Genomic DNA, 22,416 nt, shown 5'->3' with positions numbered 1-22,416 from the left:
GCGGTTTAGGGAAAACTAGTGAGATGAAAATTCATGTAGAACCCGTCACGATTGCTATGGCGACACCATTTCGCATCTCTCGCGGCAGTCGGACAGAGTGCCACGTAGTCCGCGTGACAATTGAACATCTGGGCATGATCGCACAAGGAGAATGCACGCCATACCCTCGTTATGGTGAATCAATTGAATCGGTAATTAAGGCGATTTCTCACGCCGCGCATGAACTGCAAAGTTTGTACGCCAAAGGTGACGCTGATGTGATGGCTCTCAAAAGCCAGCTTCAATCATTATTGCCCGCAGGAGCGGCAAGAAATGCGTTGGATTGCGCCCTTTGGCATCTTCTTGCGCTTTTGAGCCACAAGCAACAAGTTCACGACCTCTTTACGTTACCTGAGGCGATTGTGACGGCGATGACGGTTTCTATCGATACGCCGCAAGCGATGGCAAAACAGGCGCAAGCTTACCTTAGCCAAAGCGCAAAACTGCTTAAGGTAAAACTGGATGGTGAACACGTGATTGAGCGCGTTGCAGCAGTGCGTGACGCCGCACCGCACACGCAAATTGTCTTAGATGCGAATGAAGCATGGCAAAACCTCGACCTCGCTACGGTATTTGCTCAACTCGAACCGTTTAATATCACCATGATCGAGCAACCGTTGCCACAAGACTGCGACGACGTACTCGCCAGCATTCCGCACCACATTCCACTTTGCGCCGATGAAAGTTGTCACACCAGAGAGCAATTACCTCAGCTGGTTGGCAAATATGAAATGGTGAACATTAAGCTAGATAAAACGGGAGGGCTCAGTGAAGCATTATTGCTGACCGACGATGCAAAAGAACTCGGTTTTAGCCTCATGTCCGGTTGTATGTTGGGGACGTCGCTGGCAATGCGAGCTGCGTTACCTATTGCTGCTCAGGCGAGCGTTGTCGATCTTGATGGCCCGGTGTTGCTCGGACAAGATATAACGCCGAGCTTAGTTTATCGCGACGGCGAAATCGTTCTTTCCAAATAGCCTAAACAATCCAGAGGTTTTGCTCCAAAAGTCAGAACCTCTGAGTTTATGATCTCGATTAAAAAACAATCAGCCCCATCATGAAATAAGTCACATAAATTATATGGTTATTACGGCATGCTAAGATTACAGTAGTCCAATAAGGTGGTCTTATGCATCGAGTCATCCGGAAAATGACATGGAAGACGAATAGGCGGTAATCCCGCCCTACTCCAATGCAGTGCGTGGGTTTCTCTAACAACCCACTTCCTAGCAATTCGTAGGTTTTTCACGCCATCTTGCAAGGAGGCTCTATGCCTATCAACAAAATACGCAATATCGCTTTTGTCGGCCAAACCGGGACCGGTAAAACCACGCTGATAGAAAAACTGCTCTTCACCTGCGATGCCACTCACCATTTAGGCAGCGTAGAAAAAGGCGATACCGTTACCGACTTCGACCCTCAATCCATCCAATATCAACACAGCATTGAAGCAACGCCAGTCGCACTGCGCTGGAATAAACATCGGCTCAATATCATCGACACTCCGGGACAAAACGAGTTACTTGGCCGTACGATCAGCGTCTTTCCTGCCGTTGAAACATCCGCCCTTGTCATCGACCCTCAAACACCACTAAACCAAACTTCCGATCGCTTATTCACCTTTGCTAAAGAGCAACAAAAATGTCAGATGATCATCATCAATAAGCTCGATAACCACGGTAGTCAGTTAGAAAGATTGATGGAGAACATCGTTGAGCATTTTGGGGACCACTGCTTGCCGATCAACTTACCTTCGGCTGACGGGGAATCTGTAGTTGACTGCTATTTCGAACCAGAATTGGGACGAGAAACCTTACTTGCGACGGTAGATGAAGCTCATGAGACCTTGATTGACCAAGTTATCGAAGTCGATGAAGAACTGATGGAACTGTATCTGGAACAAGGTTCCGAACTCACCGCAGAGCAACTGCATGATCCGTTTGAAGAAGCACTGAGAACTGGACATGTGATTCCGGTCTGTTTTGTCTCAGCACAAACCGGCGCGGGCATCGAGCTTCTGCTTCGTACCTTGGCGGAGATCATGCCCATGCCAAACGAAGGTAACCCTCCTCTATTGGAAAAGAACGGCAAAAAAATCAAAGTAAATTGCGAAACTTTAGAGCACACCGTCGCACACGTGTACAAAGTCAGCGTCGACCCATATATGGGAAAACTTGCCTACTTACGTGTGTATCAGGGTGAAATCAATGCGGGCAGCCAGCTTTATATTGGCGAAAGCAACAAGGCATTTAAAGTTGGGCACTTATATCAACTGCAGGGCAAAGATAGAACCGAGATCCCTCGTGCGCTTGCGGGCGACTTCTGCGTTTTAGCCAAAGTGGATGATCTCGAATTCGATTCGATCGTTCATGACTCTCACGAAGAAGATGGTGTTCAACTCAAAACGTTGGACCTTCCTGACTCCATGTATTCTTTGTGCTTGAAGCCTCTTAAGCGTGGAGATGAGCAAAAATTAGGCGATGTACTGAATAAAATCGCCAGTGAAGATCCTTCGCTGCGCATCGAACATCGCGCTCGCACCAACGAAACCATCATCAGCGGCCAAGGGGAGTTTCACCTCAAAGTCGCATTAGAAAAGATGGCTAACGTGTACAAACTGGACGTCGAAACCTGCCAACCAAGCGTAGAATACTTTGAAACCATCACCAAGCCTGCCGAAGGGCATTATCGACACAAAAAACAAAGTGGCGGTGCAGGCCAGTTTGGTGAAGTGCAATTGAAGGTTCGTCCACTCGAACGTGGCGCTGGATTTAAGTTCATCAACAAAGTGGTGGGTGGCGCCATTCCAACCGCGCTTATTCCCGCGGTCGAAAAAGGTATTTTACAAGTACTCGAAGAAGGGGCGATTTCTGGCAACCCAATCAAGGATGTGGAAGTCACCGTTTATGACGGTAAATATCACTCCGTCGATTCAAAAGAAATTGCGTTTGTCATCGCAGGTAAGAAAGCCTTTTTAGATGCGATCAACAACGCTGATCCTATTGTGTTAGAGCCCATTGTCCAAATGGAGTTACACGTACCAACCACAAACGTCGGTGACGTGTCTGGGGATTTGTCAGGTAATCGAGGATTAATAGAAGGCACCGAACCGATTGATAGCCAATTCACGTTGTTGAAAGCCAAATCGCCAGTAAACGAGTTGCAAGATTACGCTCGTCGATTGCGAGCTATCACGGGTGGTGAAGGCAGTTTTAGTATGACTTTAAGCCATTACGAGCCCGCGCCACCAGCAGTGCAAAAACAAGTCTGCCAAGGCAGTGCTCAACAAGGTTAATTCCCTACGATTAAAATCAATCATACAAATAAAAAAGCGCCCTCATTTTGAGGGCGCTTTTAGGTAAATTAAAATTTATTTATCGAGAGACAAACCGATCTGACTGATTTTATTTTCAAACTCTTCGATGCTGTTCGCTTTGTAAGTCGGAGCACCGTTAAAGTAGCGCGGTTTCTCTGGCAGCATCGCATTTTTCAGCTCTTGTTCTTGATCGACATTGTCATGATAAACCGTTACACGATTTGGAATATCCTGCTTTATTACAGCCATATTGGTTCTCCTTGTTTAAATCGAATATTAAGCGTAGAACGTGGTTAACGATGCGTAAAAGCCACTGTGCAAAATTTAGACACAAGCGACAATTTTATACTCAAACCATTGCATTATTTTGTTTCAATGTTCTCTTTAAGTATTCTTGGCGCACACACCTTTCGCGTTTAAGGTAAGTGAAGATTCCACCATCAAAAGGCAGGATGTCTTATGTCAAAGCAAGAGCTTAACCAGATGGGCAGTGCCAAAGTTTATCTGGTAGAAAAACACGGCATTTCATTCATTGAAAAGCAACAGGTAGAACAGGTTGAGGTCGCTTTTTATCAACACCAGGCTAAACCATTCAATGAACTTGGCATTCTTGTACCTGAGCTCATTGATTACGATCACCAACAAAATACGTTACGAATCGAGTATATCCCGCACTCTGTCAATCAAGAATTCCTGCTTGAAGAGCCGCGCGTGATAGAACAACTAGCTAAAATACATAGACTATCTCCGACATCAGACGGTGTTTATCATCCTCATCAGTGGACACAACCAGCCACTTCCCAAGCTTTAAACACGCTCAAACTAGACGCAAAAACAGAGCGGTTCTTTTATCAGCTACAAGAGCAATCCGGCCCGCTTTTCAACGCCAAAAATTTGATCTCTGGAGACACCAATGCCGGAAACTGGGGGCGACGAGATAATGGCGATTTGGTGCTGTTCGACTGGGAACGTTTTTCGACAGGGCATATCGCGATAGATTTAGCGCCACTAGTCAAAGGCATGGGCACATTCGAAGATTATCTTGGTGTGGCGCATACCTATACCAAGACGGCAAAGCAAGGCGATGCGAGTAATTTAGCAAGAACGATTGCAATAGCTAAAACGTGGATGGTGGTAGAAGTGGTGAACATACTGGTCTCGAGACAGAACCCTCAGACCAGTAAATACATTGACTGGTTTAAACAAACCTTACCGAAATGGGCAAAAGATCTTAGCGCTCAGATGACGAATTAGGTTCGGATATTTGATACAAACGTCTTTCAGGCTCTGCACAAGAGGTTTCACAATTGCACACCTTATCAACACCGACATTATTCAATCCGCCACAACTCCCTTGAATACGCTTGTTGTGGAAAATGACGCCAAGCGACATCAACAAAATGATTGCGAGAAAACCAAGAAAGGTAAATAACCAAACCATATTAACTTGCCTTATTAGCCATCGTCTTTAGCCTAAATATAGCAGGGCGAGATGTCACTTTAAGTAGCCCTGCTGGTGCTTTCGGTCTTGCCAGCAAGGAGGGTTTGGATTTTTTGCCACCACAACCACAGGAACCGCAACCGCCTTTTGGCTTGTGAGCATTTTTCTTATGATTGTTTGAGGGACGACCTTGAGACGGCTCAATGAGAGGCTCTCTTGGAACCGCAAGTACATCTTCCAATGAGCTACGGGTAGAAAGCCTGAATACTTGCGTGCCACTACGAAGTAATTTGGCTAATGCGCGTTCACCGATATTTCGTACAAGTACAGCATCCACATTGTACTCTTGCAGAGACTGAATTAACTGAGACTTCGCATTGCAACCTGCTTGTGGCATCGAAGCAATGTTCGCTAAGTTTTTTAGCATACCGTCAGTATCAGAATAAATAGCAATATATGGTGCTTTAACAAAGTGGTTTGCCACCCGCTCACCATCATTAGGAATAGCATAAATCATAAGTTTGACTCCTCATCCGGAAAAACTAATGCATGACCTTCAACTAAACTTTTTGCGACTTTCAATCTTGCACTTTTTACTGTGTTACCAAAAGTTTGTCTAGAGACGCCCATCTGCTCAGCAGCTTGCTGCTGGCTAAGCCCCTCTAAATCGGCCAAACGCAGTGCTTCTAGCTCTTCTGGTAATATGGCGACTTGCTCCAACTGATGAAATGGCACGCCATTAGGTTTGAAACAATGGTGCGCAGCACGTCCGCATATTCGTCTTTCTATCTTTGGCCTTGCCATCATTATCCCTCGAAAACACAGAGTCAAATTACGCCTTAAGTTGGCATATGCCAATAACATTTTTAGCATATGCCAATAAACTAAGTTTGCAAAAATCGACACGATAAATACGTAAGACATCAGGATTAATTAGACATCTAAAAATTTACAAACTTTGGTGACAAACGAGCAAAAAGATCAATTCTAATTATCTAGATAATAAAAACGTTAGTTTGCGCAGACTTTTCATACAAATACGCGCTAATGTATTCATTTTATTGGAGAAGAAAAACTATAATCCGATCAAATCATTCATTTGAACACTAATGATTGTTTTATTAAAAGGGTGTCTACCTAAGTAACTATAAAGTGCAGGTCGACCGCATTGAAATGAGCCTAAAGGGTAAAACAATAGATGGAGGACCTATCGAACCACCAATCATTACTTGGTCTACGATCCCAACCATTCTTGCTGAATCACGTCTCTTGAGGGCACCTAGATATATCAGAAAAGGAAGTAAATATGTCTGACTCGAATTGGCTCAGCGAATTCCCAGAAATGGATCGCTCTGATCTTAGAGCGATTCGCAAAACACTCGATGGCGCCTACCGAGATTTCTCTCGTGAATATGGTGAACTTATCGAGTCTCTCTTTGATCCGCTCCTTTCATTTCTTGTCTGGTTTGAAAAACTGCTTATTTCAACACCTTGGGTCGTTGTTTTAGGCGTCTGCACCGCCCTCGTTTATGCCGCTAGTCGCTCTTGGAAACTGGCCATCGCATGTTTTGGCTCACTTATCCTGATTGGCTACTTCGGCATGTGGGAAGACACAATGCGCACGCTCAGTATTATCACGGTGTGTACCATGCTGGCAATCACACTCGGGATCCCTATCGGCATCGCCATGGCCCGCTCTAATCGTATTCAGTCAGTTGTGACACCATTACTCGACGTCATGCAGACCATGCCGGCATTTGTGTACCTCATCCCAGTTGTGATGTTACTCGGGATCGGGAAAATTCCTGGCCTCATCGCAGTAGTGATCTACGCGATTCCACCTGTTATTCGTTTAACTAATTTGGGGATTCGTTTGGTGGATAAAGAAGTGTTGGAAGCCGCAACCGCATTTGGTGCCAGCAGTAAACAGCGGCTTTTTGGGGTCCAACTTCCGCTCGCAATGCCAACCATCATGGCGGGAATCAACCAAACGATCATGATGGCACTGTCGATGGTCGTCATCGCATCGATGATTGGGGTAAAAGGTTTGGGCCAGCCCGTTCTTAAGTCGATTACCAATCAATATTTCACTCTTGGTCTTTTAAATGGTCTAGCCATTGTCGCTCTAGCGATTCTTTTCGACCGCGCTTCACAAGCGTATGCGAAACGCACTCAAGCCCATCTGGGAGATTTAAAGCATGACTAGCCCACTTATCGAAATCAGCGGTCTGTATAAAATCTTCGGACCTAAACCCGACAGCGTGATTGAGCGCGTCAAGTTGGGACATAGTAAAGAACACGTGTTAGCGGAAACGGGCCACACGGTCGGGCTAAAAGACATCAACCTCCAAATTAAAAAGGGCGAGATTTTCGTCATTATGGGTTTATCCGGTTCAGGAAAGTCCACCATGATTCGCCACTTCAATCGTCTAATCGATCCAACCATGGGACAGATTTTGGTGGAAGGGGTAGATGTCATGCAGCTTTCTAACAAGGAGTTAGAGCAGTTTCGTCGTCATAAGATGTCGATGGTGTTTCAACGTTTTGGCTTATTGCCTCATCGCACTGTTATCGACAACATCGCTTACGGTTTGGAAATTCAAGGAATAAGTAAAGAAGCGCGCTTATCAAAAGCAAACGAATGGTTGGATACCGTTGGATTAACGGGTTATGAGAACCAATATCCCGCTCAGCTATCAGGTGGTCAGCAGCAACGCGTAGGCCTCGCGCGAGCGTTGGCAACCAATGCCGAAATACTATTAATGGACGAGGCATTTTCAGCGCTGGACCCACTGATTCGGAGCGAAATGCAGGATCAGTTAATAGAACTGCAACAGCAGTTACACAAAACGATTGTTTTTATTACTCACGACTTAGATGAAGCACTGCGCCTTGGCGATCGCATTGCGATCCTTAAAGACGGTGAGCTTGTCCAACAAGGTTCACCAGACGAAATATTGCTGCATCCTGCCGATGAGTACGTTGAAGCCTTTGTAAAAGACGTCAATAGAGCGCGAGCATTGACGGTTGAGACTGTGATGCAGCCACCTTCATATCGCATTGCCGCTAAAACCATTGAAGAAGCGATCAGTGAGATGAAACGAGTTAAACGTGATTATGCTTATCATGTGACCGATGCAGGCTATCAAGGCGTGATAACGCAACAAGGGTTACTAGACGCGACGAAGTTAGCTCAAACCCCAAGCTGGGATGATGATATCTATGAAGAAGTGCCTATCATCTCTCCCCATTCAGCCATTGAGCAAATATTGACTGAAACCATGTCGTGCGAATACTCACTGCCCGTTGTCGATGAGCATGGTCATTTGAAAGGTGAATTAGAGCGTCGTACTGTTGCTGGTCTATTCGCTAATGAAGACAGTACAAAACGAAGCACCTCACGTTCAAACATCGATAAGGCCTCTTAACTGATTTAATAAAACAGCTCACGGCAATGTGGGCTGTTTTCAGCTATCTCTGCCCCCCCCCCTCTAGATATTTATTTGTAGACTCAAGCTTGATATCCCAATCAACATTTACATTGTTCTGATTTTCCTGACAATTTCATGCTCATATTCGGTTTTATTGACATAGATAGATCATTCTATTGCTTTTTGATGACGCAAATACCTGATAAATGTCTACTATTACTCTCATACAAAATCTTGATTTAAAGAGGGATAAAATGAAAAAAACAATGTTGGCACTAACAGGCGCGGTAATCATTCTTGCAGGCTGTCAAGATGAGAAACCTGCCGAAACAAGCGCAGTTGAAGTACCTCAAGCGACGGAAACTGAAGTCACTACTAGCGCAGAAGTTACTACAGAGACAATTGACACGCTGCCAGTAGCAGAAGAACAAGTCATCACTGAAGAAACATTTGTAGACTCTGAGCATAACGCACAAAATGCCCTGGACTGGAACGGCACATATAAAGGTACGCTTCCATGTGCGGATTGTTCAGGTATCGACATGACCATCACACTAAATCAAGATGGCACTTATGTACTTGAAGAAAGCTACCAAGACAAAGAAGACGGTCAGTCAAAGTCTGAAGGCCAATTCACTTGGGATGCAAACGGCAGCATCGTAACGTTGACAAACGAAGATGCGCCAAACCAATACTTTGTTGGTGAAAATGTACTTATGAAGCTAGACATGAATGGCGAAAAAGTAACAGGTGACCTAGCACCGTTATACAACTTAACGAAACAACAATAAGTTCGTATCGATACCTGATAAATAATCTAAATCCGAGCTACCCCAACTCGGATTTTTTCTTTCCATCGACGGCGGTTGCCTTTCTTATCTTCCTCCTCTGATCTTACATTCCGCTTCTTATCCTGATGGTTCATTACATTTCCATACGCTTTGCTGATAGAGGCTTACAACTTCATTTTGTACAGTGTTCAAAACAAATCAGAACAACTCGGAAAAATGATGAAAAAGACATTAATTGCACTACTAACTCTGACTGCTGCTGGTTCAGCGGTTGCTGGTGATACTTATATTCGTAACGGTAACATCTACAACAATGAAGGTGGCTGGAACGCGGAAGTCGGAGTGGCTCATGGCAGCGATCTTTTCAAAGATCAAAAATACAATACAGCTCCAATTCTAAATGGCGGTTACCATGGTGACGACTTTAACGCCGATCTAAGTGGCATTAACTACCGCTTCTTCGGTAACACCAATGAATTAATCAACATGAGTGCTTACCTTGTTGGCAGTGGTGTCATGCGTGACGGTGATATTGCAAAGAGCCTGAAAGGCACGGATAAACGTCGCTTTGCTGTCGATTTAGGTTTGAACACTGACTTTACGTTAGATCAACACAATGTGATTTCAACATACCTTCAACATGATATCAGTGGTGCTTACAAAGGTTACTTAGCGGGCGCGACTTACTTCCACATTATGAACTTCGGTAGTGTTGATTTTGTTCCTTTTGCTAACCTAACTTATCAAAGTGAAGACTACGTAGATTACTACTTTGGCGTAAAACAACGCGAAGCAAATGCAAACCGCAAAGCGTACAAAGGTGATTCAACAGTAAGCTATGGTTTAGGCTACAAGCTAGTCATGCCAATCAACGATAACTGGCAAGTGAGCCAAATGACACAATACACTCGCCTAGGCAGCGGTATCAGCGATTCCTCGATTGTTGATAGTGCAAATCAATGGGTTGTTGGTGCGAGTGTGTCGTACAACTTTTAACTCTACATTCCACATAAAGCCATCATTGCGATGGCTTTATGTATTCATACTCTGTGCTCACCGTGTCGAAATATGCTAGTTAGAGTGAGCTATCCAGAGACGATGCAAATCGCTATAACCCGTATTTTTCACCTGAACACCGCGCACTTGCTGTGTTTTTGTCACCTCTTCATAGCCAACAAATAAAGGCAAATAAAGATACTGCTCTCGTAACGCTTTTTCTACGCCTAAAAGAGATTGTAAAGATTGAGCATTTGTCATGGCTTCGCGAAGGTTTTCTCGATGGATCAACATCTGGCTTTGATCAAAACTAAAACGCAAACCTGTTGCTATCGATAGCCATTCAAATACGCCATACTCAAACGGCGCTTCCATGACTTCTTCAATTAGGAGCAAGTCCGCTCGATGTGATACGACTTCAGGAAAACTAATGTCATCAATAATGACGATCTCTAGCTCTAGTCCCGTCGCCCTAATCACTCGGTGCAACCACTCAGAGTGACGAATTAAACTTGGTATCGTCCAGATTGGCTCGGCTAGCGCTACTTTACCCTGTAGCTTAGGCGTCACAACAGCCTCTGCGATTAGTAAATCTTGATCTTGAGTCGCTAACTGAATGCTGTCAACGGCACTTTGCGCCTCATAGATTCTCTTTTGCGCATTGATGTAATCGGCGAGTTGATGCCAGTCTTCTTTTGCGAGATTAGAGTCCGCGCGCTGCCGATAGGTCAAATATGAAAATGCGCTGATTTTTTCCACTTCAACGTGATCAGAGGTTTGGTTAAAACTCAACATATTCAGGGTTTTAACATCACCATGAGACAGCGTAATTTGGTCCAACAACGCGCGTGCTGAAAAATATTCTTTGTGTGCTTGAAGAAGCATACTCTCTTGGTTCCAACCACTGATTTTAAATGGTCCGGTGCCTATGTGGTAAGAATAACCAGAACCGAAAGAAACAACATCTCGACAAAGAATAGAAGCGTGAGGAGTGGCTAGCATGTATGGAAAAAACATGTTCGGATGTTTCAATGTGATTTTTAAGCAGCTCGATGTTTCGGCAATCACACTGTCAATACACTGCCAGAGCTCGTGTACTGGTCCTTTTATTTCCTTAAGCCTTTCGATGCTCCAAACAACATCTTGTATGCTGAGAAGTTCGCCATCGTGACGATATATTCCAGGCCTCAACCATAACGTCATCACATTGCCTTCCATTTTCCACTCATGTGCTAGCGAAGGCTCAATGCCACCATTGGAATTTTGAGTCAGCAAAACATCATAAACACTTTTCGCCACATGCAGTTCAGTATGACGATAAGTGTTCGCAGGATCGACCTTAGACACCCAAGGATAAGAGGAGATCAAAATAGCGTTATTTGACTCATTCAACTGGTTCACTTTTTCAGAGGCAATCGTCAGCGCCCTGACAGCACTTTGACCGAACCAATCGATAAGTTTTGTTATCGAGTTCATTCTTCCCCGACCAAGTTCCTCAACCAAAAATTCGGTCATCGCTTGTTGAAGGGAAATAGTAATATTCAGACGGCTGGCGTTACTTCTTCCAATTGCAGGTTTCCAATCTACCCAACCGTAAGAGGCAAGCTTTTTCATCACAATAGAAACATTGCGCCTTGACGTACAAATTACCACTTCAAGCTCAGACAGCGTAACGAAGTGATATTGATGAGGTTCAAAGTGCTTTAACAGTAGATCCAGATACCTAAGATTGACATCGTTCACAAAGATTCCTAAGAGTTATTCCAAAGCAAAAAAATAGCACAGGACGCTTAGCAACTAAACTTCCTGTGCTATATCTAAACATATTCAAAGCTTGGACTCAGCTCGACCAACAGAAGTCAAAAACGTGTACTAAGCCAAGAGGTAACTTGAATAAGTATTCTTAGAAACGGTAGCTCATACCTACAGAGAACACATTGATGTCTGCATCAACCGTTACTTTTTCATTGCCAAATTTCGCAATGTCTAGCTCAGGCATCATGTATTCCCATTCAACTTGCAGAGCAAAGTTTTCAGTAATAGCGAACTCTGCACCTAAACCGTACATGCCTGTTACAGTGCTGTCAGAAATGGTGGTATGGCCTGCGCTACCGTCAATCACAGAGTTGCTAATTTTGAATTCAGCATTGAAGTAAGAAAGACCAGCTTTAGCAAAAAGGTTGAAACGATCACCAATAGGTAGAGTCGCTTTTGGTTGAATCGATAAATACTTCATATCACCAACAGTAACAACTTTGCCGTCTAAAGCATCGTAGCCACCAATGGCTGCTTCTAGAGAAATGTATTCGTTGAATTTGTAACCACCGAATACTTTGCCTGAAAGGCTTGAGTCATCTTCAAGTTTAAGTTTAGTGCTAGCGTTAGTACCACCACCATTGATAGAGCCATTAACATCACCAAAAGATGCTTGACCTACCGATGCACCAACGTAAGGAGCTGCGTTTGCAACAGAACATGTTGCTAGAAGGGCTGTCATTAGCCATGTTTTTTTAAACATTGTATTTCACTGCCTGTTAATTATTGAGGTTGTGTTTTGCCCATCCTTAAGCACGTCATGCTATCCATTTCACTCGGTTTCAAAACCAAGTTGATATTAATGAATAAAAACTCAATAAAACATGAAATATTTAAACACAACTTTGCCACTTTATTTCTTAATTATGACAATTTAGTCATTTTACAAGCACTGTTGCTTCAACCAATTAGTGAGTTTGATAATTTCCGCCTGCTTGGCTCGGCTCTTTTTATGAATAAAATAAAAGCTGTCCCCCGTCTCTAATCCATGAGAAGGGATATACACCAAATCATGCGCTTTATCTCTTTCATTGAGCATAAAATCATTCGCAAATGCGATGCCTTGGTCATAACGTGCAGCCTCAATTGCCAACAACATATGACTAAAATGTTGAACATCGACATCTTTTGGCAAAGTGTAACCACCCGCTCTGCACCACTCTGCCCAGTCTTTTCCTCTCTCACGATAAATAGAATCTGTCGACAAAATAGGATATCGCCAAAGCGCTTCTGGAATGGGTTGATCTTGTAACTCTTTCCAAATTTTATGGCTGCATACCGGATACAGCGTTTCCGCGTATAACTTCACCGACATATAGTTGCGCTTTGGCTTCTCTACCGTGATAAAGCAATCACCAACGCTATCTGTCTGCTCAGGATCACCAACAACCATATTGAGTGTCAGATCGATTTCCGGATGTAACCGCTTAAAATCAGACAAACGCGGAATAAGCCACTTTACGGCAAGCGAGCTATAAATCGCTAAACGTATGCTGCCTTTGTCCCCTTCTCTCACCTTTTGGCTGGCCATCGCAATAGAGCTAATTGCCGGGCTAATATCCTCTAAATAACGAGCACCAGTATCCGATAAAGAGAGCTTTCTTCCTTGACGAATAAATAATGACTCGCCCAAATAATCTTCCAATAATCGTATCTGATGACTAACGGCACTTTGCGTCACATTGAGCTCTTCAGCCGCAAGCGAAAAGCTAGAGTTTCGAGCGACAGATTCAAAACAGTGAACCGCTCTGAGTGGTGGCAATTTCATTATCTAAAAATCTCATACTTAAACTAATAAATATCACTTCACTTCATCCTATGACATCACCTACTCTTTGGCAAAGAAAGAGGAGAGGAAATAAGTGAAAGTTACATCGGTCGGCGCAGCTATGCTGCTATTAATTGTTGGGAATCTCATTGCGGTGCTTTCGGACTCTTTAATTAAAAGTGTCGGAAATGAAGTGCCTATTTTTCAGTTTGTCTTTTTCCGACAAATTTCCGCAGTGCTTTTCCTACTGCCTGTCTGCTTGCTGACAAAAAAGACTCATTTTCTTGAAGGATTTAAATGGCATGCTGTCCGCGCTCACGTGTGGTTGCTTGGTGCTATATTTATGGTTTTGGCGATTTCATCTTTACCGCTCGCAACTGCGAACGCAATCTTCTACGCCGCGCCATTAATCATGCTGCCGCTTGCCGCGATATTTTTTGGCGAACAGCTGTCTAAACAATCGGTCGCGGCTGCGATCATGGGCTTTGCTGGTGTGTTGGTCATCATTCGTCCAGATCAAATCGACTGGGCAGCGATTTCGGCTTTAGTTGTGGCTATTACCCTGGCAATCAATAACTTGCTTATTCGAAAACTGCCAAAAAATCAGTCCGTCATGCAAACGCTATTAATGACAAACTTGGCAGGTATTCCCGTGGCTTTCTTACTTGTTCTGATCGAAGCGGAACCTTGGGACTGGAGTGCTTTCCCTGTCGCTGCTGGCTCAAGTTTGTTCATCATGATTTATGCGGCAACATGTGTGATCGCTTACCGCTCGATTGATAGCAACAAAATTGCCAGCGCTGAATACAGTGGCTTAATTGGTGCCGTGTTTGTGGGATTAATCTGGTTTGGAGAAGTGCCAGACATATTCATGGCGATAGGAACAATAATGATTGTTGTGCCGCTGGTTTGGCTTTCTAAACGAGAGCGTCGCAAGAAAAAGCTGCAAGCTCAGCAAGAGCGAGACCAAAAAGAGGCGCACGTTACTTAAAATCGCGCTCTATCTCAAAGACTAAAAAAAACCGAGTCGTAAGTGCTCGGTTTTTTTATGTAGCTCTAATCCATTCTGATGTAAGCGACCACATGAGATAAAAACTGCCTTGCAAAACGATCATTAAACCGGATGCGATATTCATGATCGGCTTCCGATACTAAACGCCAACCTTCAGCAAAGTACTCTTTTATATCATCGACCGCTTCTTCTTCATTTTTGATGTGTTTCGCGTTCCACTGATAAGTGCAAGAGACAACCATCAGCCCGCCAACCTTGGTGGCTTCTTTTAGAGCGTTGATCACGCTAAGTGGCGACTCACATTGATCAACCACGTTCAAACATACGACTAAATCAAAGCGAGATTGGAGAGTATCGTGCTCAAAAGGTTGGTTAATCAGCGTCAAATCAACATGAGCACATTTTTGCACGATATCTCTATTCTCTACTTCTAACGTGTTTATGGTGTTCACATCGTGCAGATAAGTTAACTCGACCCGTTGTTCTTCTATTAAAAGCTGCTTAAAGCCTCCCATTAACCTATTTGAAGGCTCAACCAGCGTCGCTTCTTTAAGGCTAGGTAAGCGTTGCACTAACTCATAATAGTTTCTTCCCAGCGCCGCGCCAACCTCAAGTAGGGAATACGGCTGAACGCTGCTTTCGATTACCGCCTGCGCAATAAAATCAGCGACTTGGGAGCAGTGAGGTGATGACAAAAAAGAAAGTGGGACTTGTTTTGAGCGACTGGTTATCGTCTCAATCTGCTTATCTTCGATGAACTTGTCGAACCATTGCGCTTCGAAATAACCAGCTAAACCGCGATCGGTCAGGTAAAAATCTTCCATGTATTTTCCGTTCGTACTTTTAGAAAAGTGATTGTATCGAACGCTGAAATTAACTAGTAATTCTGGCTGCACATTCCCGCGGGAAAATAGATGAAAACACCGCTTATGTGAAAAAGCCCTTTCATCTCAAAGATAAAAGGGCTTGTTAATTACTTCGGTTGAGGAGCTAGTTATTGCGGAAGAACAACTTTGCCATCTTGAATTGGGAACGTTTTTGTCGCTGGCTTGCTCGCTAAGCGAACCGTCGTTGGCGCACCTGAAACTTCATAAGTGACATCGTAACCCACTACTTTTTCAGATGTTGTGTATTCTGTGTGGCACTGCTTTTTCGTCGTTGTCACTACATCGCCTTGTTGCACGTTCTCCTGAATCTTACGACCCGTTAACGCACCAGCGATCGTACCAGCTGCAGTTGCAATCACTTTACCTGAGCCGCCACCGATTTGGTTACCCAATGCCGCGCCAGCTGCTGCGCCGCCGACCGTACCAATTATTTTATTATCATCCGTAGGAGCAGCTTGCTCCGTTACTACCACGTCTTTACATACTTGGTGTGGATTTTTCACAGTTTCAGTCACCGCTTCAACCAAAGTAATGTTTGCTTGGGTTGGAGCTGGTGGCGTTTTGTCTTTACAGCCTGCTAGTACAGCAACAACTGCCGTTGCAATTGCGATAGATTTCATATTCATGATTTACATCCCAGTATGGTTTGCTTTGATGAGCGGTGTAGTAAATCGCAATTAGGAAATCACATCAGGCGAAAACAAACCCTCTGTCATTAACGAGTAAAGAAACACTGTTTTATAAAAGGTACGTCAAGAAACACTCAACAGAATGTCAACTGAGCTAAAACCGTATCATTACTGATTATGATTAGGCTTGATTAACCTATGAGGCTTATTTTTAAGCCAAGCTTAAAAACAGTTCGTCATCCGTTAAATACTTATGACGGTGACTCAGGTTACGCACATGCATAAACATAAAATCAGGAAAGCCAGGAGCAATAATGTTGTTTGGTTCCCAGCATACACCGCCAACAAACACATATCGCCCTTGCTTGTCATCTTCGTGAAGGGGGTTATTAAGAGGAGAAGAAAACTCTGCGCGGCAACCTTCAACCACACAAACAATTTGTCCTTTAAAAAGGCCGATCACGCGCTTAACAAGATTTGCCTTGATGCCACATTTCCATGCCTGCCGAGTTGCCATCTCATAGCCATATTTTCGGATCGCTTTCTTTTGCAAATGTACTACTAGGTTCATTTTGACTCCTGATTCAAGCAATTACGCGAAGCCCAAAGTCATAAAAGCAGATAGACGTCTATACCCGAGTGACCTCATAGTACATGGGAATAAACTACGTGATTAGACTGAGTTTAGTGTCCGATGAAAATACACCTTCCACGATGCTGTAACGTATCGATTTACACCAATCATAGGCACATAGCACATCAAAAAAACAACCTTATTTTCGAGTGCTTTCCTACGCTGTATCTGGTTACTTCTGCGTATTACTATAACGAAATCACCCTCTACGTTTGTCTATATAAATTTGTCGTAACGATAGAGGGTGCTTATCAAGGAGAGAGGATAACGCCTACGCGTCGATGAGATAGTTTTGACCTTCAGTTTCTAGACGATCAATCAGTTTACGACACTCATTTAAATCAAGAGGTTGCTCGAAGCGGCGCTTGAGGTTCATTAAAAAGAAGATATCTTCACACATGGCTTTCTCAGGTTCGTCACTGATTTTTGCGACTGGTGAACCATTGCACGTGACCATTTTGATCACGATAGAAAGTGGCTGGTAGGCTTCACCCTCTTTATTAACATAATCACCCATATCGTTCGCAAGAAAAGTACCGATACCAAAACTCACCTGAATACGTCCCTGGAAATACTCGCAAATATCTAACGCTTGTTCGAAGTTAAGTCCGTCGGTAAACACCAGTGTTTTTGTTAATGGGTCTATATTAAGCGACTGGTAGTGTGCAATCATTTTTTCACCCCAGCTATAAGGGCAACCACTATCGTGACGGACACCGAAATACGCGTTACTTAGCTCTTCATCAAAGTCTTTAAGGAAGGCATCAATACCAATCGTGTCGGTCAGTGCAATACCTAGTGCACCGTTAAACATTTTTTGCCAACGTTGCAAAGCCACTTTTTGCGAATCTCGCACATTCACCAGAGCTTGATGGCCCATAAACCATTCATGAGCAACGGTACCGATAGGCGTCAAATTCAGTTCTTTTGCTAAGTGGTAGTTGCTTGTTCCTGTCAAACATTCCGGCACTTCCTGGCACAAGAACTCCAGCATGGTGCGCTGAGCTTGAAAAGAGAAACGTCGACGCGTCGACATATCAGAAAACTTAAAGTTAGTGATGTTACGACGCTTTAGTTCGGATTTTAGGTACCGAACTTTCTCTTCTAAAACGGTGGTAAATTGTGCTACAGGGATATCAGACCAACGCTGACGGCTACGAACTTCAGACACGATACTCATGATGATCGTTTCGTACAAAATAGTATCTCGCCACAAACCATTGATAGTAATGCGTAACTGGCTTGAGCCATCAGCCATGGCTTTATTATGGAAAGAGACATCACTTTGCGGGTTAAACCGGAAATGGCGCAATGCATCAACAAAATCAGGATTCAGGTAAGGCGCGACACGCTTAATATATTCGATTTCTTCTTGCGTAAATTGAATGTCTTGCAGTTTAAGAACTTCTGCTTTTACCTCTGGTAGCAGTTCAGAGAGATCTTCCTCGCTACGCACAATAAATTTGTATGACACCATTGCATCAGGGTAAAGCGCTGTTACTGCGCTTATCATATTGACTTTGTAGACATCAAAATCCAAAGCGCTTTGAATGATGCGGGAAGAAAATAGTTTGGTGGTCATTAGGTGCCCTTCTACACGCCCTTCCTGGGTATATAACTTTTTGTTACTAACTAATTTGCGTAAACAATAAACACCCATCTATAGTTTGTCAACTTTTGTTACTAACCACTCATTTTTATAAGGTTTTTCTGTCTAGAATTCGCACAGAGATTGTGAATAAGTCAGATTCATTCGTAGATTTATACTCAAGGCGTACTATGAAGCACTACCAAAAACGTTTCGCACAACTCGTTACTTACCCATTGATTGACCACTTGTTATGCGCTAGATTACTTACAAATCAATATTAGGACCCAACCATGATCGTATCTGTCGACATTATTCCATTCAGGCTATCTGGCTGTGCCGATAAGGGATTGGAAGTGTTGTTGATTAAACGTTCAAATCCAAATCGGCCATACCATGGAGTCTGGGCACTACCGGGCGGATTTGTCTTTGATAAAGACTTAACCAGTGAAGGAGGACGCCCGGCCGATGAAAACTTTGAGGCGGCGCGTCGCCGAATTTGCCGCGAGAAAATCCATACCTACCCTCGTCACTTTAGTGAAGCTTTTATCGACGGCGATCCCAAACGTGATCCAGAAGACTGGAGCTTAAACATTACGCACTACGCCTTAGTCGATCGTAACAATGTAGAGCAAATCAACAATGCAGGTGTACCAGAGTGCCAACTTAAATGGTTTTCGCTACAAGCTATACTCAATGGAGAAGAGACCCTCGCGTTTGACCATCAAAAAACCATTGAAAAAGCGTGGCAGAAGCTTCGTGCATCCATTGAATACACATCGGTTCTTTTGTTTGCATTAGACAAAGAGTTTTTGGTTGCCGACATCATTTCTGCTTATCAAGAGTTTGGTATTGATATTAGCCGAATGACGATTAAGCGCCGCTTGATAGATTCAGGCGTACTAAAGCCCACCAATAAAGTCGCTTCTACCAACAAAGGCAAAGGTGGAAAACCCGCAATGGTATATACGCTGACCAGCGACGAAGTAACCTTTTTTCAAAACTGTTTGCGTGGATAAACGCAGGCAATCAGACAGACAAGGAGTCTGCCATGACTGTTCGAGTAAACTATCAAACTACAGCAGTGATCGACGTTGATCCAGAGAAAGGCTTTAGCGAGTTATGTCCAAATGAACTGCCCGTTGCAGGTGCGTTGGAAATCGTACCGGAGCTTCTGAGTAATCATGCCAAAGGCCGATTAAAACTGGTCAGTCGTGACTTACACCCACCAAAAGCAAAATGGGATGCCGAAACACCAGCCAACATGCTTGAACCCGTCGGTCTACCCAATGTGGATATAAAATGGAACCGCCATTGTGTACTTGGCACAACAGGTTCTGAACTTTTAGACGGTTTACCACCTGTTTTGGACTATGATTTTCAAGTTAATAAAGGCATGGATCCTGATGCGCATCCTTACGGTATTTTCTTCCATGATATTGCCGATACTAAAACGACAGGTGCACATGAATTTCTAAAATTCAACGGGATTGATACCCTAGTGATCGGTGGTCTCGCGCTAGATTTTTGTGTGAAGAAATCCGTCATGCAAGCACTGGATCTTGGCTACAATGTGGTGGTCAACCTTGCTTCAACTCGCGCAGTGCTGCCTGATAATGTTGAAAATGTGCTGACAGAGCTCAAGGATCAAGGCGCATTATTTGTCGAAAAAGCGGATGACATCATCGTAGAAAAATTCGCCTAGAGACGATAGTAACCGAGAAGGATTTCACTATGCATCAACATGAAAAATTGAATTACGTCGAATTTGGTTCCACCAATATTAACGCTACAAAACAATTTTTTGAGCGTACCTTTGACTGGACTTTTATCGATTATGGTCCTGAATACTCTGCATTTTCAGGACAAGGGTTAGATGGCGGATTCTTCAAATCTGAGTTTGTAAACCAAACCGCAAATGGTGGCGCACTTTTAGTGTTTTATAGCTCAGATATTCAGGCCACGCAGATAAAAGTTGAGCAGCATGGTGGAAAAATTATCCGCCCTATTTTCGAATTTCCCGGCGGCTGCCGATTCCACTTCACCGAACCAAGTGGAAATGAATTCGCAGTATGGTCGGAGAGCAATTAGTACTTACCCCAACACCACTTCCACACCTAGCTTTTTGATTTGCTCAAGGTCGCTTTTCGGAGCGGCTTTGTCGGTTAACAACACCGATATTTCGTTGGTATTTCCAATTGAAGAAGGATAAATCTGTCCAAACTTACTGGAGTCCGTCAGTACGATGTTACGTCTATTCTTTGCCAGAATGGCCTCTGCGATGTCGGCACGCATCATGTCTCGGCTAGTAAAACCAGTGTCTTGGTGAAATCCGTCTATACCCAAGAAAGCCGTGCTGAAGTGAATGTTCTCAATACAGAGTTTGGTGAGCGGGCCAACGAGGCTCTCACCTTGATGCTGATACACACCACCAAGCAAGATAATGTTGGCTGAGGTGTTACGGATGAGATGGGCGATGTACGCCGATGGGGTAATGATGGTCACATCGCCGCGTTCAGCTAAAGTGCGAGCCAAGAGCGCATTAGCACTGCCGCCCTCGATCAATACGGTTTCGTTTGGTGATACCAAGTCCGCCGCTTTATTTGCAAGTGATTGTTTAATATCGAAACGGACTTCTAATCGGGTATCAATATCATCACTTTGCAATGCGGTAGCTGCGCCGTGTACGCGCTTTAGATAGCCCTGTTGCTCCAGAAAATTCAAATCCTGCCTGATGGTCACGCCCGACACGCCGATAATGTCAGAAAGCTCCGTCACTTGAACGCGTTTGCGGTCATTAACCAATTGCAGGATTTCATTTTGTCTTGGATTCACAGGCTCGCTCCTTATTGATGAGCTTGCAGTATACGCCCGAATACTTTCATATGAAAGCAGCCTGTGAACGATAGAAATAAGCTAAGTCGCGTTACACCATAAGCTCTAGACGGTTGCCATCCGGATCTAATACGCAGCTTTCGTAGTAACCATCACCCGTTTGTCTCGGACCGTCGATCCATTGGTAGCCATCATCTACTAAGGTTTTGGTTAATTGATCCACCGCCTGCTCTGATCCTAAAGCGAAGGCAAAGTGTGCTAATCCTGTTACCTGCTTCGCATGAGATTTTTCACAAGCGGTCACACCTTCCATCGACATTAACTCCAATCGTGCTCCACTTTCAAACGAAAGAAAGTAAGTTGAAAACTGCTTAGTTGGGTTGTGGTATTTATCGTTAGACACCGCGTTAAAATATTTCTCATAGAAGGCTTTTAACTCTTCCAAACATTCTGTCCAAATCGCGATATGTTCAATTTTCATTAGGATTCCCCTTAGCTCTTAACTGCGCTCAATCTAACGAGGAAAAGCAGCACAAAAAAGAGAGCAAATCACCACCGAGTTGTTCCTGTTTAATGTCCGAACTGCTCATCAATGAGTCATTAAATCTATGGTTGGAGTTGTGTTTGAGCGAAAGTGATGTCCATAATGGCGCAAAGTTTTACAGGATAAAATGATGGAAGAGATTTACTTCGCAGGCGGCTGCCTTTGGGGCGTTCAAGAATTTATGCGCCACCTTCCCGGCGTAATCAGCACCGAAGCAGGACGAGCAAATGGCACGACGGATAACACTCAATCCGAATACGATGGTTACGCAGAATGCGTGAAAACCCAATTCGACCCCGAACAAGTTTCGGTTGAAACTTTAATGGGGTATCTGTTTGAGATCATCGACCCGTACAGCGTTAACAAGCAAGGTGAAGACGTAGGTGAAAAGTACCGTACCGGTGTTTATAGTCAAAACGAGCAACACCTAACTATTGCTAAAGCGTTTATCGCAGCAAGACCGGATGCCGATAAAATCGCCGTAGAAGTGCTGCCACTCACAAACTACGTGCCAAGTGATGATGAGCACCAAGACCGACTCACGCGCTTTCCAACCGAGATTTCGCAGCCAATTTAGGAATAAACTGCTTCATACAGAACACCAAGAAGCTTAAGCAGCCGAGTCTGATGCTCTTGAACACCCGTTATGAAGCTTTGGCCGCCAAATTCGAGTGTGTCGATACCTTCGAA

25 protein-coding genes are annotated in these 22,416 nt (G+C 44.0%); 12 read left to right on the top strand and 13 right to left on the bottom strand.

From position 1 onward, the window contains the following. Positions 1-23 precede the first annotated feature (23 nt). Entirely contained in the window at positions 24-1,016 is a 993-nt protein-coding gene (gene dgcA, locus L3V30_RS08520; RefSeq protein ID WP_237308710.1) for an N-acetyl-D-Glu racemase DgcA, read from the top strand. A gap of 293 nt (positions 1,017-1,309) precedes the next feature. After that, positions 1,310-3,334: an elongation factor G gene (gene fusA / locus L3V30_RS08515; protein ID WP_237308709.1), complete on the top strand. Its 2,025-nt coding sequence runs from the start codon at positions 1,310-1,312 to the stop codon at positions 3,332-3,334. 75 nt (positions 3,335-3,409) lie between these two features. Here fusA and L3V30_RS08510 read toward each other — a convergent pair whose 3' ends face one another. Further along, positions 3,410-3,604 carry a hypothetical protein gene (locus L3V30_RS08510; RefSeq protein ID WP_005392673.1) on the bottom strand — a complete coding sequence of 65 codons (195 nt, stop codon included), beginning with the start codon at positions 3,602-3,604 and terminating at the stop codon, positions 3,410-3,412. Between the two features lie 210 nt (positions 3,605-3,814). Between L3V30_RS08510 and L3V30_RS08505 the strand changes: the two genes are divergently transcribed. Continuing rightward, on the top strand, positions 3,815-4,609 hold the full coding sequence (locus tag L3V30_RS08505; RefSeq protein WP_005392672.1) for a phosphotransferase: 795 nt from the start codon (positions 3,815-3,817) through the stop codon (positions 4,607-4,609). Here L3V30_RS08505 and nqrM read toward each other — a convergent pair. Genes nqrM through L3V30_RS08490 form a run of 3 tightly spaced genes read right to left on the bottom strand, consistent with a single transcriptional unit; the run spans position 4,587 to position 5,600 of the window. Then, complete coding sequence (gene nqrM, locus L3V30_RS08500; RefSeq protein ID WP_005392671.1) at positions 4,587-4,796, bottom strand: (Na+)-NQR maturation NqrM; 210 nt, start codon at positions 4,794-4,796, stop codon at positions 4,587-4,589. The two genes, L3V30_RS08505 and nqrM, sit on opposite strands and share 23 nt — an antisense overlap. A 1-nt stretch (position 4,797) precedes the next feature. Further along, complete coding sequence (locus L3V30_RS08495; RefSeq protein ID WP_237308708.1) at positions 4,798-5,313, bottom strand: NifB/NifX family molybdenum-iron cluster-binding protein; 516 nt, start codon at positions 5,311-5,313, stop codon at positions 4,798-4,800. Next, positions 5,310-5,600, bottom strand: a complete 291-nt coding sequence (locus tag L3V30_RS08490) for a DUF134 domain-containing protein (RefSeq protein WP_005392669.1) — start codon at positions 5,598-5,600, stop codon at positions 5,310-5,312. The genes L3V30_RS08495 and L3V30_RS08490 overlap by 4 nt, the downstream gene beginning before the upstream one ends. A 502-nt stretch (positions 5,601-6,102) precedes the next feature. On the opposite strand from L3V30_RS08490, the gene L3V30_RS08485 reads away from it, so the two are divergent. The 4 genes from L3V30_RS08485 to ompV all read left to right on the top strand — a co-directional run bounded on the left by L3V30_RS08485 (position 6,103) and on the right by ompV (position 10,014). Next, complete coding sequence (locus L3V30_RS08485; RefSeq protein ID WP_046873819.1) at positions 6,103-7,002, top strand: proline/glycine betaine ABC transporter permease; 900 nt, start codon at positions 6,103-6,105, stop codon at positions 7,000-7,002. After that, the gene (locus L3V30_RS08480) at positions 6,995-8,224 is read left to right on the top strand and encodes a glycine betaine/L-proline ABC transporter ATP-binding protein (RefSeq protein WP_237308707.1); all 1,230 of its coding nucleotides are present in this window, start codon (positions 6,995-6,997) and stop codon (positions 8,222-8,224) included. The genes L3V30_RS08485 and L3V30_RS08480 overlap by 8 nt, the downstream gene beginning before the upstream one ends. 257 nt (positions 8,225-8,481) lie before the next feature. Next, a complete protein-coding gene (locus L3V30_RS08475) occupies positions 8,482-9,018 on the top strand; it encodes a copper resistance protein NlpE (protein ID WP_046873821.1) in 537 nt (178 codons plus the stop codon). Between the two features lie 219 nt (positions 9,019-9,237). Beyond that, entirely contained in the window at positions 9,238-10,014 is a 777-nt protein-coding gene (ompV, locus tag L3V30_RS08470; protein WP_005392665.1) for an outer membrane protein OmpV, read from the top strand. 75 nt (positions 10,015-10,089) lie between these two features. Here ompV and L3V30_RS08465 read toward each other — a convergent pair whose 3' ends face one another. From L3V30_RS08465 to L3V30_RS08455, 3 genes are all read right to left on the bottom strand, one after another. Further along, positions 10,090-11,757 (bottom strand): ABC transporter substrate-binding protein, encoded by a 1,668-nt coding sequence (locus L3V30_RS08465; RefSeq protein ID WP_237308706.1) that lies wholly within the window; start codon positions 11,755-11,757, stop codon positions 10,090-10,092. 160 nt (positions 11,758-11,917) lie between these two features. Further along, the gene (locus tag L3V30_RS08460; RefSeq protein ID WP_005373936.1) at positions 11,918-12,532 is read right to left on the bottom strand and encodes an outer membrane beta-barrel protein; all 615 of its coding nucleotides are present in this window, start codon (positions 12,530-12,532) and stop codon (positions 11,918-11,920) included. Between the two features lie 180 nt (positions 12,533-12,712). After that, on the bottom strand, positions 12,713-13,597 hold the full coding sequence (locus tag L3V30_RS08455; protein WP_005392662.1) for a LysR family transcriptional regulator: 885 nt from the start codon (positions 13,595-13,597) through the stop codon (positions 12,713-12,715). Positions 13,598-13,691: 94 nt separating this feature from the next. Between L3V30_RS08455 and L3V30_RS08450 the strand changes: the two genes are divergently transcribed. Then, entirely contained in the window at positions 13,692-14,588 is an 897-nt protein-coding gene (locus L3V30_RS08450; protein WP_237308705.1) for a DMT family transporter, read from the top strand. A 65-nt stretch (positions 14,589-14,653) separates the two neighbouring features. On the opposite strand, the gene L3V30_RS08445 is transcribed toward L3V30_RS08450, so the two are convergent. From L3V30_RS08445 to pncB, 4 genes are all read right to left on the bottom strand, one after another. Further along, entirely contained in the window at positions 14,654-15,433 is a 780-nt protein-coding gene (locus L3V30_RS08445; RefSeq protein ID WP_237308704.1) for a methyltransferase domain-containing protein, read from the bottom strand. Positions 15,434-15,603: 170 nt separating this feature from the next. After that, positions 15,604-16,122, bottom strand: a complete 519-nt coding sequence (locus L3V30_RS08440) for a glycine zipper 2TM domain-containing protein (protein ID WP_237308703.1) — start codon at positions 16,120-16,122, stop codon at positions 15,604-15,606. Between the two features lie 214 nt (positions 16,123-16,336). Next, positions 16,337-16,696 (bottom strand): hypothetical protein, encoded by a 360-nt coding sequence (locus tag L3V30_RS08435; protein ID WP_005373947.1) that lies wholly within the window; start codon positions 16,694-16,696, stop codon positions 16,337-16,339. Positions 16,697-17,030: 334 nt separating this feature from the next. Next, the gene (gene pncB, locus L3V30_RS08430) at positions 17,031-18,341 is read right to left on the bottom strand and encodes a nicotinate phosphoribosyltransferase (RefSeq protein ID WP_237308702.1); all 1,311 of its coding nucleotides are present in this window, start codon (positions 18,339-18,341) and stop codon (positions 17,031-17,033) included. A gap of 299 nt (positions 18,342-18,640) precedes the next feature. Between pncB and L3V30_RS08425 the strand changes: the two genes are divergently transcribed. The 3 genes from L3V30_RS08425 to L3V30_RS08415 are packed head-to-tail and all read left to right on the top strand — an operon-like array spanning position 18,641 to position 20,438. Next, positions 18,641-19,366: an NUDIX domain-containing protein gene (locus L3V30_RS08425; protein WP_005373953.1), complete on the top strand. Its 726-nt coding sequence runs from the start codon at positions 18,641-18,643 to the stop codon at positions 19,364-19,366. A 32-nt stretch (positions 19,367-19,398) separates the two neighbouring features. Then, entirely contained in the window at positions 19,399-20,052 is a 654-nt protein-coding gene (locus L3V30_RS08420; RefSeq protein ID WP_005392655.1) for an isochorismatase family protein, read from the top strand. Between the two features lie 29 nt (positions 20,053-20,081). Then, a complete protein-coding gene (locus L3V30_RS08415) occupies positions 20,082-20,438 on the top strand; it encodes a VOC family protein (RefSeq protein WP_054866935.1) in 357 nt (118 codons plus the stop codon). 3 nt (positions 20,439-20,441) lie between these two features. On the opposite strand, the gene L3V30_RS08410 is transcribed toward L3V30_RS08415, so the two are convergent. Together L3V30_RS08410 and L3V30_RS08405 are read right to left on the bottom strand one after the other, a co-directional pair. Then, positions 20,442-21,182: a DNA-binding transcriptional regulator YciT gene (locus tag L3V30_RS08410; protein WP_053808097.1), complete on the bottom strand. Its 741-nt coding sequence runs from the start codon at positions 21,180-21,182 to the stop codon at positions 20,442-20,444. A 91-nt stretch (positions 21,183-21,273) separates the two neighbouring features. After that, on the bottom strand, positions 21,274-21,663 hold the full coding sequence (locus tag L3V30_RS08405) for a VOC family protein (protein WP_237308701.1): 390 nt from the start codon (positions 21,661-21,663) through the stop codon (positions 21,274-21,276). Between the two features lie 193 nt (positions 21,664-21,856). Between L3V30_RS08405 and L3V30_RS08400 the strand changes: the two genes are divergently transcribed. Further along, a complete protein-coding gene (locus L3V30_RS08400; protein ID WP_237308800.1) occupies positions 21,857-22,303 on the top strand; it encodes a peptide-methionine (S)-S-oxide reductase in 447 nt (148 codons plus the stop codon). Positions 22,304-22,416: the final 113 nt, after the last annotated feature.

The sequence above is a fragment of the Vibrio sp. A1-1 genome, from assembly GCF_021728175.1.
Lineage (GTDB): Bacteria > Pseudomonadota > Gammaproteobacteria > Enterobacterales > Vibrionaceae > Vibrio > Vibrio diabolicus.
The sequence above is the reverse complement of the archived record's forward strand: the minus strand, read 5'-3'. Positions and strand labels throughout refer to the sequence as shown.

Excerpts from the sequence above, each read along its gene's own strand:
- dgcA (WP_237308710.1), top strand. The coding sequence starts at position 24 with ATGAAAATTCATGTAGAACCCGTCACGATTGCTATGGCGACACCATTT.
- fusA (WP_237308709.1), top strand. The coding sequence starts at position 1,310 with ATGCCTATCAACAAAATACGCAATATCGCTTTTGTCGGCCAAACCGGG.
- L3V30_RS08510 (WP_005392673.1), bottom strand. The coding sequence starts at position 3,604 with ATGGCTGTAATAAAGCAGGATATTCCAAATCGTGTAACGGTTTATCAT.
- L3V30_RS08505 (WP_005392672.1), top strand. The coding sequence starts at position 3,815 with ATGTCAAAGCAAGAGCTTAACCAGATGGGCAGTGCCAAAGTTTATCTG.
- nqrM (WP_005392671.1), bottom strand. The coding sequence starts at position 4,796 with ATGGTTTGGTTATTTACCTTTCTTGGTTTTCTCGCAATCATTTTGTTG.
- L3V30_RS08495 (WP_237308708.1), bottom strand. The coding sequence starts at position 5,313 with ATGATTTATGCTATTCCTAATGATGGTGAGCGGGTGGCAAACCACTTT.
- L3V30_RS08490 (WP_005392669.1), bottom strand. The coding sequence starts at position 5,600 with ATGGCAAGGCCAAAGATAGAAAGACGAATATGCGGACGTGCTGCGCAC.
- L3V30_RS08485 (WP_046873819.1), top strand. The coding sequence starts at position 6,103 with ATGTCTGACTCGAATTGGCTCAGCGAATTCCCAGAAATGGATCGCTCT.
- L3V30_RS08480 (WP_237308707.1), top strand. The coding sequence starts at position 6,995 with ATGACTAGCCCACTTATCGAAATCAGCGGTCTGTATAAAATCTTCGGA.
- L3V30_RS08475 (WP_046873821.1), top strand. The coding sequence starts at position 8,482 with ATGAAAAAAACAATGTTGGCACTAACAGGCGCGGTAATCATTCTTGCA.
- ompV (WP_005392665.1), top strand. The coding sequence starts at position 9,238 with ATGAAAAAGACATTAATTGCACTACTAACTCTGACTGCTGCTGGTTCA.
- L3V30_RS08460 (WP_005373936.1), bottom strand. The coding sequence starts at position 12,532 with ATGTTTAAAAAAACATGGCTAATGACAGCCCTTCTAGCAACATGTTCT.
- L3V30_RS08455 (WP_005392662.1), bottom strand. The coding sequence starts at position 13,597 with ATGAAATTGCCACCACTCAGAGCGGTTCACTGTTTTGAATCTGTCGCT.
- L3V30_RS08445 (WP_237308704.1), bottom strand. The coding sequence starts at position 15,433 with ATGGAAGATTTTTACCTGACCGATCGCGGTTTAGCTGGTTATTTCGAA.
- L3V30_RS08440 (WP_237308703.1), bottom strand. The coding sequence starts at position 16,122 with ATGAATATGAAATCTATCGCAATTGCAACGGCAGTTGTTGCTGTACTA.
- L3V30_RS08435 (WP_005373947.1), bottom strand. The coding sequence starts at position 16,696 with ATGAACCTAGTAGTACATTTGCAAAAGAAAGCGATCCGAAAATATGGC.
- pncB (WP_237308702.1), bottom strand. The coding sequence starts at position 18,341 with ATGACCACCAAACTATTTTCTTCCCGCATCATTCAAAGCGCTTTGGAT.
- L3V30_RS08425 (WP_005373953.1), top strand. The coding sequence starts at position 18,641 with ATGATCGTATCTGTCGACATTATTCCATTCAGGCTATCTGGCTGTGCC.
- L3V30_RS08420 (WP_005392655.1), top strand. The coding sequence starts at position 19,399 with ATGACTGTTCGAGTAAACTATCAAACTACAGCAGTGATCGACGTTGAT.
- L3V30_RS08415 (WP_054866935.1), top strand. The coding sequence starts at position 20,082 with ATGCATCAACATGAAAAATTGAATTACGTCGAATTTGGTTCCACCAAT.
- L3V30_RS08405 (WP_237308701.1), bottom strand. The coding sequence starts at position 21,663 with ATGAAAATTGAACATATCGCGATTTGGACAGAATGTTTGGAAGAGTTA.
- L3V30_RS08400 (WP_237308800.1), top strand. The coding sequence starts at position 21,857 with ATGGAAGAGATTTACTTCGCAGGCGGCTGCCTTTGGGGCGTTCAAGAA.